Source organism: Burkholderia sp. GW821-FHT14F03 (assembly GCF_058803765.1).
Genome location: NZ_JBXAPG010000032.1, coordinates 33211 through 48018 on the forward strand (window position 1 = coordinate 33211; position 14808 = coordinate 48018).

Consider the following 14808-nt stretch of genomic DNA (forward strand, 5'->3'; position numbering starts at 1 on the left):
TCAGTCGTCCTGTTTCGTCAAGGCGTGCAACACGCCTTCCATGTCCAGTTCCCCGGCCCTCAGTCGAGCCAGCAGCGTCTGGTAGTCGTTCCACGCCGGGCTGCCCGGGTGCGGCGCGCGCTCCGATCGCGCCGCAGGTTCTCTCCGGGCCTGCGCCACATCGTCATCGCGCAGGATGTATTGCCGCCTCCAGTCGAGCGTGATCGCATCGGCCGCGTGCCGGCCGGCGTTGCGGTAATCGTTGTCATCGATCTCGCCGCACGCGAGCAAGTCGCGCAACGTCGCATCGCCGAGCCCGGCGAGCAGACGGTAGCGGACCACGTCGAGCGCCGCGTCTGCTTTGCCACTCGTCAGATTGCGGCGGTTCAGCGCCTGCAGGCGCGCGGGCGCGTCGGGATCCGAATGCTCGCCGCGCAGCCGGTAGATCGGCGGGAACGGAGGCAGATTCAAAAGCTGCCAGAACGCCCGGAATTCGCGCGCCGGATCGGGCAGCAAGCCGAGCCGCAGCCCAAACACCACGTTGGCGATCGGTCCGTTGATCGCGGCGTGGCGCGGGTCGAGGCGGTAGTCGAGTTCGCTGGCGGCCAGTTCCGAACGGCCCGACATCACGCGCGCATACCAACGCGCCACCATTTCTGGAAAGAAGAACGTGCCGGAATACGCGACCGGCAGCGGGCACGATGTCGAGACGAGACTCGGTCGTTCGCGGTGGAAGATCCCCATCGCGAAGTCGGCGCGCATCGATACACCCGGCAGGTAATCGAACCGTTCGTCGATCTGGTAGCCGGTGCAGAACACGACGGCGTCGACCTCGATGCGGCGCCCGCTCCGGAACCGGCAGCCGTGCGTGTCGAACGCCTCGATCTCGTCGATCACCGCCTCGACACGACCGCTCGCGACGAGCGCAACGATGCCGTCGTTGATCTGCACGACCGGCTGCCGACGGAAGTCGTCGGCGTCGGGCAGCAGGCCGCTTTCCTGGTACCGTCGGAAATACTCGGGCATCGAATGGCGCACGCGCTCCATGATCTGAGCCGGATCGACGTTGGCGAGCAGGTTCGCAGGCGACTGGAAATCGTTCGGCACGAAACCCGTCATGCGCGGCATGATGAATTTCGGCCGGCGCATGACCCAGAACACCTGGCTCGCGCTCTGCGTGGCCTCCTCGGCGATGTCCATGCCGCTGATCCCGTTGCCGACGACGAGCACGCGCTTACCCTTAAGGCAAGCCTCGTCGACATATTCGGCCGAATGCAGGATCGTGCCGCGGAATGTATCGAGGCCGGCGAACTCAGGGCGCCACGGCTTCCAGTAGAGCCCCTGGCACAGCGCAACGCCGTCGTAGACATCGGTCCGCGATGCGCCGTCGCACACCGTGGTGACGTGCCATTGATCTCCGTGCGGTTCGATCCGGCTGACCTCGGTGCGATAACGGATACGCGCCGTTACACCGAAGCGCTCGGCGTAATCGCGTAGATAGCGATGAATGTCGGCGACGCCGTGGAAGTGCGCGTCGATCGGCGCTCCATCGAAATCGGAGAACGCGCTCGTGTACTTCGACGTCTGAAAGCGCGTCTTGCGGTAGGCTCCCGCGCGCTTGTTCTCGGCACGCAACAGCCAGACGCCACCGAGATCGGCCTGCCTTTCGAATACGTCCGGCCGATGTCCCTCCTCGAGCAGCGATTTCGCCATCACCAGCCCCGCGGGACCAGCGCCGACCACGGCGATTCGCTTGCCCGAGCCGCGTGCGATCGATGTCGCCTGCGATTCTGATGCGGCCGGGCGCGGCGCGCCGGCCGCAAGCGGTGCGCCGCCGACCCAGTAACGCGACGTCACGAACACGTAGCCCGGCAACGCGATCCGGCGTGGCGACAGTCCATCGAATGCGCGCGTCTCGCCACCCGCCTCGCCACCCACGACCCAGAGCGCCGCCGCCGCGCGCGGATCGCCGTCGGCCAGCGCCTGAGCGACGCGCGCCGAGTGTTCGGCCGAGTGAGATGTCGGCGCCGTGCCGTCGTGGACGCCTGCCTGATCATCGGGGCCGCTCGCGAGCCAGCCATCCAGCCGCTCGATCAGGCCGTCAAGCGACGACGCGACAATCGCGAGACGATGCCGGAATGTGGCGCGCCCGGTCTGAAGCGTGTAGGCAACGTCGATCAGGCGGGGAGCCGAACCGGCGGCGTCTTGCGCCGCAAGCGCGTCGCGCAGTCGCTTCGCGGCGGCCCGTAGCGACTCGGGCCGCCGGGCCGACAAGACGACGAGATGCTCGCGTGCGGATTGGTCGCCGATCGCAGGCGGCGCAACCGCATGCGCTTCTTCGACGACCAGGTGGGCGTTGGTCCCGCTGAAGCCGAACGAGCTGACGCAAGCCATCCGGGGTTCCCCGTCGGCTGCGGACCAGGCCTGCGCGACGCGCGGCACATGGAACGGCGAACGCGCGAAGTCGATATGCTCGTTGACCGTGTCGCAATGGAGCGTCGGCGGGATCGTTCTGTGCCGCAGACTCAGAACCACCTTGAGGAGTCCCGCGATTCCCGCCGCGAGCGCCAGGTGTCCGACGTTGCTCTTGACCGAACCGATCGCGCAGTAGGCGTTGCCGACGTCGAACTCGTGAAACGCGTCGGTCAACGCGCGCACCTCGATCGGGTCGCCGAGCCGAGTGCCCGTGCCGTGCGCCTCGGCCAACGTGATCCGCTTCGGATCGATGCCGAAGCGTCGGTAGATCCCGGTCGCGAGCCGCCGTTGCGCATCCGGATTCGGCGCGGTGATGCCGTTCGTGCGGCCGTCCTGGTTGATGCCCCAGCCTCGAATCACGCCGTGGATCGTATCGCCGGCGGCGAGCGCGTCGTCGAGCCGGCGCAACAGTACGGTCCCGACGCCCTCGCCCGGGACGAAGCCGTCAGCTGCCTCGTCGAAGGTGCGGCAGCGGCCGGTCGGCGATAGCATGCCGGCCTTGCTCGACAGGATGTGCAGGGTCGGACCGGCCATCACGCACACGCCGCCGGCGATCGCGAAGTCGCAGTTGCCGAGCAACAGGCTGTTGCAGGCCTCGTTGACCGCGACGAGCGCCGACGAACACGCGGTGTCGATGGCGAGGCATGGACCGTCGAGATTGAGGAAATACGGCATGCGCGCCGACAGGATCGAACTCGCCCCTCCCATGAACGATTGTGCGTTGGCCTCATCGCGTTGGCCGAGATCGGCGTAGTCGCCGGCCGCGCAACCGACGAACAGACCCGTGCGCCGTGTCGCGAGATTGAACGGGTTGTAGCCCGCGTGTTCAATCGCGTGCCAGCAGTTCTCCATGAACACGCGCTGCTGCGGATCCATATGCTCCGCCTCGCGCGGCGAAATACCGAAGAACTCGGCATCGAACGCGTCGGCATCGTCGAGCAGGCCGATCCAGCGGCTATAGGTCTTGCCCTTTGACTGTGGATTGGGATCGTAATAGCGATCGAGCGACCAGCGGTGCGGCGGCACCTCGACGATGCTGTCGCGTCCCTCTACGAGGTTGCGCCAGAATGCGTCGAGATCAGCCGCGCCCGGGAAGCGGCCGGCCATCCCGATGATCGCGATGTCGACACGTTCGCGCGATGCGTCGCGAAGCGGCGCGGCCGGCATGGGGGGCGGCGCCGCCGCAGGACCGCGCTGGCCGCGCGTGACAGGCGACCCGGCCGGACCCTCGGTCATCGAGGCGGACGTTGCCGCCCGCACGGGCGCGATTCGGGGCGCGCGCGACAGATGAACCACGAGCGCGTCGAGGGTGGGATACCGGTACAGGTCAGTCGGGCGGACCTCGACGCCATGCGCCACCGTCAGTGCTTTCGACCAGGTGATTGCCGTCACCGAATCGAGCCCCATGTCGACGAAGCTCGTCCGAGGATCGATCTCCGTCACGTCGAGCTGAAGTTCGTGTGCGAGGCTATGCGCGACGCTGTCCCGATCGACCGGTGCCGTCGGCCGTTCCTCGTCAACGCGCGGCAGTCGAACCGGTGCGCGACCGTCCGCCATCGCGCGCACCGATACGCTCAAGCCGGTGTGCGTCGGCGCGACGCCCTCGCCCGTCTTTTCCGCGGCGTTTGCGGTATTTTCGCCGCCGAGATACGCGCATAGCGCGGCCAGGTTGGGATACTGGTATAGCTGCGTCGGCGACAGTGCGACGGACAGCTGCTCATGCAGCTTGCGCGCCCAGATCACCGCGGTCACGGAGTCGAGTCCGAGATCGACGAAGCTCGCCTGTGCGTCGATCGCCTGTTCGTCGAGCTGAAGTTCGGCCGCGAGCGTGCACCTGACGACTTCGGCAATCGCGCCGACCGTCGCGGGTTGGGGCTGCACCTGCGCCGTGACCGGCGCGACCTCCGACGCGGAGCCGGCCGTGGCCTCGCGCAAATACGCGAGCAGCTTCGCGATGCTCGGATACTGATATACGTGCGCGGGCGTCAGTTCAACCCGCAATGCGCGGCCGAGCGTGCGGGTCCAGGTCACGGCAGTGACCGAATCGAGGCCGAGATCGACAAAACTCGCTTGATCGTCGAGCTCGTCGGAAGACATCTGAATTTCCGTGGCCAGCGTCGATTTCAACAGGGTTATCAGATCCTGCCCGGGAGCACACCGCGAGCCGGCATCGGTATCCGCATCCGCGGTGGAAGCGAAGCCGTACGCACGGTCGATCAACCGCGCTACGTCGGGATTGTGACGAAACGTCAGTTCGTGCATGTCGAGTTCCTTGCGAATCATCGCGGGCAATGCCTGGGCGAGTGCCGCGAGACGACGCCCCTTGTCGCGTATCAGCGCGTCGCGTGTCCGTCGCATGGCCCACTGCGCGGCCAACCGGCGCGCTTGAGCGAGCACCTCGCCGCGCGGCACGACCGACAGGCCGGGCAACCGTTCACGCAACGCCCGTCCCTTGTAGGGTTGTGCCCCGAACAGGATTTCTCGGCCCAAATCGAGACCGAGCCGCATTGGAAACACGAGCGTGGAGCCCGCGCCGGGCGTGAAGCCATATGACAAGTACGGGCTGTGATAGACGCTCTCCTCGGCAAACAGCACCGCATCGCACACCATCCCCATCGACCAACCGGCGCCAATCGCATGTCCCTGCATCGCCGCGATCACCGGCACAGGGCAGGCCAGCGGCAGCTCGTACAGGCGCGCATCGGTGAATGTCGCGTTGCCCTGCTGAATCGCCTGCATGCCTTGCCGGGTGCCGCCCGTCGCAAAGTAGTGACCGTAGCCGGTCAGAATCAGCACCTTGCATGCGGGTGTCTCGCCGGCCCAGGTCATCACGGCTTCCATCGCGGCGACGAACGCCGGCGTGAAGGCATTCTTGGTGTCCGGGTCACACATGCGCGCGACCGCGACGCCGAGATCGTCGAGCGTCAGCTCGATACAGGTGTGCGGCAGCGGCACCGGCCGCTCGGAACCGGCCGCCGCGCGCGCCGGCTCGCGTTCGGGTTCCGCGAGCACCGGCCATGACGACGGCGCGCCGAGCGTGTTCGCCTCGGCGAAGAACGTGCCGCGCCAGTGCGCCTTCAGCAAACCGGCCGCGCGGCCGCCTTCGGTGACGATCGTCTCCATCGCCGCGCGTGCCCGCTCGCCGACGGCGAGCGCGGGCACCGCATGCAGACCGAGGTTCGTAGCCTGCCACGCCGCGCCGGTGCGCGCTTCGCCCGACAACATCGCGGCGGAGCCAGGCCGCGCACCGAAGCGGGCGCGCAACAGGTCACGGGCCACGACGGACGATGTCGAGGGGCAACCGTAGCGGCTCTCCGCGTTAACGATCATCAGATCGCAGGCGGCGCCGATCACCCAACCAAGATCGATCGCGTCGCCATGGAGCGCGGCCAGCACCACGGACGGCGCTTGCCCGATCGCGTCGACCAGCCGCGCAAGCGCGTCATCCGGGACACCGACGAGAGAGAGACGCAATCCGTCCCGGGGGCTGTGCAGCAACACCGCATCGCACGGCTCGCCCCACGTCGGACGCTCGAACAGCGCGGTCAGCCGCGCCACGAGATCCGCCGCATCGAGCCCGACCGGCAGATCCACGTGGTGCAGCGAGGGATGCACGTCATCGCACCGCGCGACAAGCGCCTCGTCAACGGGTTCGCATCGCGCCCCCGTGTCGAGCGGGACAGGCATCGTCGCCGACCGCGCTCGCACGACTTCGGACGGTGATGCGAGCGTGATCGGCGTGGTCGACGCCGCCTCGCTCGACGCAACGAAGCGGCTCGGCGCGGGCAGCCGGATCGTGCCGGCGCTGGTCCCTTCTGCCGGCGTGGGCGCGTGCGATGCGCGCGGAAGCACGGAAGTGGCATCGCCTGCCTCGCTGGCCACCTCGACCCGGTGGGCCGGCGCTTTGCCCATGATGGCGTCGGTGGGCCCCCCGCCGTTCATGATCGGCACGCCCGCGCCGCCCGGCGTGCCTTCCGAATCAACCTCAAGCGCCAGCGCAGGCGCGAGCGTATCGAGCCAGAATCGCCGTGGCTGGAATGGGTAAGTCGGCAACGCAATCGCGCGTGCCTGCCGCGCTCGGCGCGCGGCCCGTCGCGAGCGCCAGTCGATGTCGACGCCGGACACCCAGGCGCGCGCGCAGGCGTCCAGATCGTCCAATGCGGGCGCCTCGGCGGCAACGCCTGTGCCGTCGATACGGGCGCGATGGAAGCCCTCGACCCGCTCGCCGCGCCGGTGCATGCGCAGGATATCGAGCAGTTCCGCCGTTGACCGGCATACGACGGCGCACCGCTCCGCCATGGCGCTGCGCCCTGTTTGCATCATCCGGCACAGATCCGCGAGCGGACCGCCGCCGTTCGCAAGGAAGGCGATCACCCGATCCAGATAGGCATCGAGCCGCCCGGTGTTGCGGGCAGACAGCACGAACACGGCGGGCTCCTCGACTGTGGCTGTATCCAGTCGTGTAGCGCCGCGATCGGGGCCTTCGTCGCCATCGCGATACTGCTCGACGATCAAATGCGCGTTCACGCCGCCCGCGCCGAACGACGAGATACCCGCCCGCAGCTGTGCATCCGAGCCCGGCTGCGGCATCCAGTTTCGCAATGTATCCGACAAATAAAAGCCGCTGCCGTCGAGCGCGATTTCCGGATTGAGCGAATCTGCGTGCAGCGTCGGCACGAGCTTACGGTGACGCAACTGCAGGACGACCTTCGTCAACGCCGCCATGCCGGCCGCCGCCTCGAGATGCCCGATGTTCGACTTCACGGATCCGAGCGCGCAGTGCACGCCGGCGGCGCGTGCGCCGCCGAATGCCTGCACGAGACCACGAAATTCTATCGGGTCGCCCAGTGTGGTCCCGGTGCCATGCGCTTCCAGATAGCCGATCGATGCGGCATCGCAGCGCGCCCGCGCCAGCGTGTCGCGAATCAGTGCTTGCTGCGACGCGGGGCTCGGCACCATGTAGCCATGCGTCTTGCCCGAATGGTTGATGCCGCTCGCCCGGATGACTGCATGGATCGCATCGCCGTCGCGCCGCGCCTGACCAAGCGGCTTGAGGATCACGGCGCCCACGCCCTCGCCGGGTACGAAGCCGTCCGCGCCCGCGCCGAAACTGCGGCAACGTCCTTCGGCCGACAACATGTGGCCCGAACAAAGCGCCACATAGTTGGCCGGATGCAAGTACAGGTTGACGCCGCCCGCGATCGCGATGTCGCAGTCGCCGCGACGCAGCCGTTCGCAAGCCTCGTGGATTGCGACGAGCGAACTCGAGCACATCGTGTCGATCGCGAGGCTCGGCCCCATCAGATCGAGGCAGTACGAGACGCGGTTCGCGATCGAGCCGAACGAGGTGCGCGGCAGGAACACCTTATCCTGACGCCAGAACTCCGGTCCGTACAGCTCATAGCCTGTTTTGGTCGCGCCAACGAACACGCCCGCGCGCGCGCGATGACGCTCGACGAGCATCTCGCGACTGTAGCCGGCATCCTCGAGCGCCTCCCAGGCGCATTCCAGGAACAGGCGTTCCTGCGGGTCCATCAGATACGCGTCGCGCGGCGCGATCGAAAAGAACTGCGGATCGAAGTTCGCGAAACCGTCGAGGAATCCCCCCCATTTGCTATAGCTGCATCCGGTGCGGGACGCCTCGTCCTTGTCAGCGACGTAGAAACCTTCGAGCGACCAGCGTTCGGGCGGAATCTCGCCGATACAATCGACGCCGCCCGCGAGATTGCGCCAGTATTCGGCAAGGTTCGCAGCCTTCGGATAGCGGCCCGCGATGCCAATGATCGCGATGTGATCCTCGTCGTCCGGGCCCGCTGCGTCGTCGCCGATCGTGCGCGCGTTGACGTTGGGCGCCAATGCCTGCGCTGCGTCGCTGCCGTATCCATCGAGCGCCGTCTCGACCGGCGACGCGGCCGGGTCTTCGGGCTCGCCGGCCCACGCGCGGCTTTGGGACGGATACGCCGCGACCAGATGCGCAGCCAAGCTCGCGATTGTCGTGTGCTCGTAGAGCATCGCGCTGCTGATGCCCGGATAGGGCTCGCCGAGCGCCTGCTGAAAATGGACGATGCGAACCGAATCGATACCGTATTGCTCGAGTCGGACATGGGGATCGATGCGCTGCGGCGACAGCTTGCAGAGCCGGCCAAGCAGTTCGCGCAGCCGGTCGGTCACGCGCTCGTCGAGGCCGACGCGGTCGCGCGCCGTACTCCGCGAACCACGCCCGGCAGACGCGGAGGCCGTCGGACCATCGGCGGCCTCCGCTTGCTCGGCGGCCGCGCGCATGCGTGCGGCGTCGCCATGGACGACGAGCACGTGTTCGCCTCCATGCACGAGTACGCGTTTCAACGCGCGCATGCCATCGTCGGCGCCGAGCGGCAGCATGCCCGTCTCACGCAGCACGCGCGCCGCATGCGCGTCCGGAGCCATGCCCTCGCCTTCCCACCAGGGCCAGCCGATCGATACGGTGCGGCCGTGACACGCGCCCGTCGCGGCAAGTACCGCGCGGTGAGCGGCGTAGCGGTCCAGGAAAGCGTTGGCCGTTGCATAGTCGCACTGCCCCGCGTTGCCCATCGCTCCCGAAAGCGACGAGTACAGCACAAGGAAATCGAGTGGCAGATGGCGCGTCGCGCAGTCGAGATTCACGGTGCCCGCCACCTTTGGCGCAAGCACTTCGCGGAAGGTCTGCGCCGTCTTGCGCAACGCGGCGCCATCTCGGCTCACCCCGGCGGCATGGAACACGCCGTTCAATGCCCCGTGCTCGCGCACGATGTCGGCCACGAGCTGCTCACAGGCCGCGAGATCGGCGATGTCGGCCGCACGATATTCGATCGCAATGCCTTGCGCGCGCAGCGTGTCGAGCAAACTGCCGACCGGCGCGCCTGTCAGCTCGGAGGCTGCGCGACGGCCTGTCAGGATCAGGGTCGCGGACGACAGTTCGCCCGCGAGTTGCCGCGCCAGGAGGGTGCCCAGCGCGCCACCGCCGCCCGTGATCAGGTAGACGCCCCCTTCGCGCCACGGCGACTCGCCGGGCTCGTCGCCGTCCGCCTCGCGCCACACGCGCTGCGAAAGCGCCCCCTCGTGGTAGCGGACCAGCGTCGCGCGCGGGTGGTGCGCGGCCAATCCGGCCGCCTCGCGCAATGCTGCGTCCGAAGACACATCGTCGCATTGCACGAGTTGGCCGGCGAAAGTCGGATGTTCGAGCATCAGGCTGCGCAGCATCGCCTCCAGCGCGCTCGGAAGCCGGCCGCGGTCGCCGGGCGGCACCAGCAGTTGCGCGCGTACGTTGGCGCCGGCCGCGGTCGCGAGCCGCGCCTGCAGGTCCGAGAAGACCGCCAGCGCGAGCTGCGTGAACGCGCCGTCGATGGCATCGGTATCCGCAGCGGATCCGACGATCCGGCAGCGATGCGCCGGCCAGTGGGCCGCGAACCGCTGCGCCTCGGCCGCATCCCAACCGCACAGCAAGACGTCGGTCACGGCGTGGGACGCATCCGCGCCCATCGGCAGGCGCTCCCACACTGCCACACGGTAGCCGACTCGCGGTGTCGTCGTCAGGTTCGTCATGGCCTTGCGGTTCGGCTCGGCACGCGGCGCCTCGACGTCCGGCGTCGGCAGCCAGTAGCGTTCGCGCGCGAACGGATAGGTCGGCAGATTGACACGTCGCGGTCGGCGCCCGCCTGCACCGTCGCTGGCATACAAGCGCTCCCAGTCGAAATCGACGCCCTCGACCCACACGGTCAGAAGTTCCGCATACTTGCGCTTCGCGAACCAGGTATCGATGAGCGCATGGCTGTCCTGATCCATGCCCAACAGCGGCAGCAGCCGGTTACCGTTCGCGCGCGTGCCCGAAAACACGCTGTGCGCATCGGGCCGGCCGTCGAGATAGCCGTTCAGCAGCGCGAGGAGTTCGTCGCGCGATGTTGCAATGAATGCGACGCGCGCCTCCCACGGCTCGCGCCCCGTCTGCAACGTATAGGCGATGTTCGCGAGCCCGGCGGGCGGATGCCGCCAGTGGCGCCCGCCCGCCCCCGGCCGCGCGCAGTCGGACAGATAGGCGGCCAGCGCGCGTGCCTGCTCCGCCAATCGCTCCTGCGTGCGGGCCGAGAGCGGCACGAGGCAAATACCTCCGTCCTCGCCATCGATCGCGTCATCGGCCGGCCGCGCGTAATCGCCCAGCACGAAATGCGCGTTCGAGCCGCCTGCGCCGAACGATGAAACGGCTGCGATCCGGGAGCCCGTCGCACCCTTCCATGGCTGCCGATCGCGTACCACCACGAACGGGCTCGCCGCGAAATCGATATTCGGATTCAACCGTTGCGCGTGCAGTGACGGGAACAGTTCGCCGGCGCGCATCTGGCCGATCACCTTGGTTAGCGCAGCCATGCCGGCAGCCGCCTCGCAATGGCCCACGCTCGACTTGACGGAGCCGATCGCGCAGAACTGCGTATCGGCCGTATCGCGTGAGAACGCGCCGGCGATGCCGGCGATCTCGATCGGATCCCCGAGCGCGGTGCCCGTCCCATGCGCCTCGACGTAGCTGACCGAGCGCGCGTTGACTTGTGCTTGCGTCAGCGCCTGGCGAATCACGTCCTGCTGGCGTCGCGGCTGCGGCACGCTATAGCCTTGGCTCTTGCCGCCATGATTGATCGCGCTGCCGCGGATCACTGCGTAGATCGGATCGCCATCGCGCTCCGCGTCGGCGAGCCGCTTCACACACACCACGCCGACGCCCTCCGACGGCACGTAACCGTCGCCATCCGCGCCGAAGCTGTGACAGCGGCCTCGCGGCGACACGAAGCGACCCTGGCTCAGCAGATGATATTTGTTCGGATGCAGGTTAAGGTTGACACCGCCGACGAGCGCCATGCCGATGCCGCCCGAGGCCAGCTCGCGGCAAGCCAGATGCAGGCAGGTCAGCGAGCTGGAGCACATCGTGTCGATCGCGAGACTCGGGCCGCGCAGATCGAGCGCATAGGACACGCGATTGGCGATACTCGCGTAGCTGCTGCCCACAAGCCGTTCCGGATCGTTGTCGGCACACTGGAGGTATTCGCTGTACATCACGCCGACGTAGACCCCGATCTCGTCCATGCGGGCCTCGTCGCCCGCCGCCTCGCGCTCGCGTCGCGCACGCGCGAGGCGGCCACGCGAATAACCGGCATCTTCCAGCGCGGCCCACGCATGCTGCAAGAACAGGCGTTCTTGCGGGTCCATGATTTCCGCCTCGCTCGGCGAAATGCTGAAGAAAAGCGGATCAAATTCGTCGACGCCGTCGATGAAGCCGCCCCACCGGCTCGCGTGCGTGCCCGGGCGACGGCTGCCGTCTTCGCGATAAAACGAGCGCCAGTCCCAGCGTTCCGGTGGAATCTCGCGAATCGCGTCGACGCCTTCCGCGAGATTGTCCCAGAACTCGACGACATCGGCCGCTTGCGGATAGCGGCCGGACAGCCCGATGATCGCGATATCCGCGCGCGCGGCATCGCCCGACACGCAGGACGCGTCGACGACGCCTGGCGTCGGGCGCGGCATCTCCGCCGGATGGGAGATCGGCTGCGTCATGGGGACCTGCGTCGCGCGCGGGCCCGATGCAGGCGCGACGGGCGTCCCTGTCGCGGCCAGCGCCTCGGCGTGGTGCTCGGCGAAATGCCCGGCCAGCTCGTTAATGGATGGATACTGGAAGAACAGGGTCTTCGGCAACGTTCCGAACGTCTCTTCGAGTTCGCGCGTCGCCTTCATCATGTCGACCGAGTCGATGCCATATTGATCGAGCGGCTGGTCGGCCCGCATCTGCTCGACCTGGAGTTTCAACACGCCACCGACAACCCGCCGCAGCAGACGCACGGCCGCGCCGTGCAACGCCTCCGAATCGACTTGCGACAGATCCGGCGCGGGTGGGGCTGCGGCTTCGTCGGCCCCGGCGGCATCCGTATCGGCGACGCCGGTCAGGTACCGCTTGAGCCGGTCGAGATCGCCCGCCGCCACGAGCAATTCGGTGCATGGCGTGGCGAGCGCGCGGCGAAACGCCTCGATGCCGAGCACGGCGTCCATGGGGCGCATGCCCGTGGCGTGATACAGGCGTTGCGGATCGGCGATCCCGGCAGCCATGCCCCCATCCCAGAGCGGCCAGTGGAGACAGAGCGAGCGACCATGCGCGGCGCCGATCCCGACCTCGGCTTGCCGCCATCGCGCGTAGCCGGCCAGATAGGCATTCGCCGCCGCGTAGTCACTCTGTCCGACGTTGCCGAACACCGCGCTGCCGGACGAAAACAGCACGAAACAGTCGAGCGGCATGTGCCGCGTCGCGCAATCGAGGTTCGCGGCGCCGAGCACTTTCGGTCGCATCACGCGTCGCCACGTATCGTCGCTCTTGTTCACGAGCAAGCCGTCGTCGGCCACGCCCGCCGCGTGCAATACGCCGTGCAACGGCCCATGCTCACGCTCGATTCGCGCGATGGTCTCGGCCACCGCCTCGGCGTCGGCGACGTCGGCGCGGCAGTGCATCACCCGAGCACCGGCGGCGGCGATTTCGCGCAGGCGCGTCTGCTGCCGCGCATCGAGCGCGTCGGGCCCGTGTCGGCCGAGCAGGAAAATACACGCCCCGGTAACCGACGCGGCGATGTCCTGCGCGAATGCAAGGCCAAGATGGCCCGTGCCGCCGCTGATCAAATAGCGGCCGCCATCACGCCACCCATGCATTGGTGCGTTTGCCTCGGCGGCGACTGAAACCCAGCGCTTCACCTCACGGACGCCCGCGTAGCGCACGCAGTCGACATCGTCGTCCGCACGCGCCTCGTCGACGAGCGCGCCCGCGATCTCATTCACGTCGGCGCGTGCGGTACACGACACGAGCCGCGTGGCACGGCGAGGATCCTCGGCTGCGATGCATTTCAGCATCGCATGCATGCTGCGTGCGAGTGGCGAGGCGTCGTCCATTGCCACCAGCCACAGTTCGGATTCTCGACAGGGGATGGCGGACCAGTCCTGCAAGCAGTGCTTCAGGCGCAAGCTGCTTTCGATCGGGTCGTCTTGCGCCGAGACCGGATCAAACGCGATGCGGACGATCTCCGGACCCGCCAGCTCGGCGGGCCAGCGTGTCCGTAGCGACGCGGCGAGCGCATCGACCTCGCCGACCTTGCCAAGATCACCGACCAGCAAAATCCGGCACGGCGCCGGTTGCCGTGCGGCTCGCGCTCCGACCACGAATGGCTCGGCACGCCACTCGGGACGCGCAAGCAGCAACCCGCTGCCGTGCCGGGCTCGAATGCGCCCGACGCGAGAAGTCAGCCCCTTCAAGGCCGCGCAGAGCCGCCCGTCCGCATCGTATAACTCAATGTCGAGGCGCGTGACCGCACCGACCTCTGTCGTGCGGCGCGTCACGCGCGCCCGCATGCTCGGCTCGCCAACCCTCCATACGGCGATCTCGTCGATGGCGAACGGCAGCCCCGGCTCGATATCGGCCGCATCGGCCAGATAGAAGCCGGCGGCGGCCTGTAACGCGCCGTCGAGCAGACTCGGATGCAACATCATGGTCGGCAGACTCGACACAAGCGGAACCGGCAGCGCGAGATCCGCGTACAGGCATTCCGGCGAATGCAGCGTGGCGCGTTGCAGCGCGCGCTGCCGCGGACCGTATTCGAAACCGCGCGCCGCCAGGAAGCGATAGACTTGTTCGGCGTCGAAGACGGTCGTGCTGGACGCAATCTCGTGCGTCACGTCGCCGACGGCGACCGGCTCGGACTCCGGCGCGGACAGGTAGACGCCGCGACAGTGGACGACCAATTTCTCATCGGCGGCCAGCGCCGCGTGCGGGGTTGCGTCGAGGCGCGGCGTGATTTCGGCGAGCGTGCACGCCGTCGATGCCAGCGTGAAATCGATCCGGCCGCGCGCATCCGCCAGCAGTTCCACGACGAGCAGACGGCAATCGTCGGCGTCGCCGTCACGGTCGAGCATGAGCGGCCGTTCGAGACTGACTTGCTTCATCACGAAACGGTCGGAATGGGCCAAGCCCGCCTGTCGGACCGCCGCGCGCACGAACTCGAAATAGGCGGCGGCGGGCAGCACATGCACCCCGTCGACGCAATGATCCGCGAGAAAAAACTCGCGCCCGGTCAACCCGCAATACAGCACCGCGCGTACGCCGCCGTTCTCGCGGCCTGCCGCGTCCGGTGGTTGCGAGTGCAACCAGTGAACCTCTCCCGTTCCGCCGATGCAACCCGAACGCCGGTACTGGCGCAGAAGGTTCAACGCTGCGTCGCGCCGCAGACGGTTGCGTGCGACCTGCCCAAAGATGTCGAGATGATAATTAGCCATGAGATTTCCGTGGCGCTGCGCGGACTGGCGCCGAAGCGCCGTCGCGCA

At 67.8% G+C, this 14808-nt stretch carries 1 protein-coding gene; it reads right to left on the reverse strand.

Going from position 1 to position 14808, the window contains the following annotated elements; all coding sequences use genetic code 11:
• Complete coding sequence (locus tag AC1RQF_RS21610; protein ID WP_492872922.1) at positions 1-14760, reverse strand: SDR family NAD(P)-dependent oxidoreductase; 14760 nt, start codon at positions 14758-14760, stop codon at positions 1-3.
• Between the last annotated feature and the right edge of the window lie 48 nt (positions 14761-14808).

Excerpts from the sequence above, each read along its gene's own strand:
- AC1RQF_RS21610 (WP_492872922.1), bottom strand. The coding sequence starts at position 14,760 with ATGGCTAATTATCATCTCGACATCTTTGGGCAGGTCGCACGCAACCGT.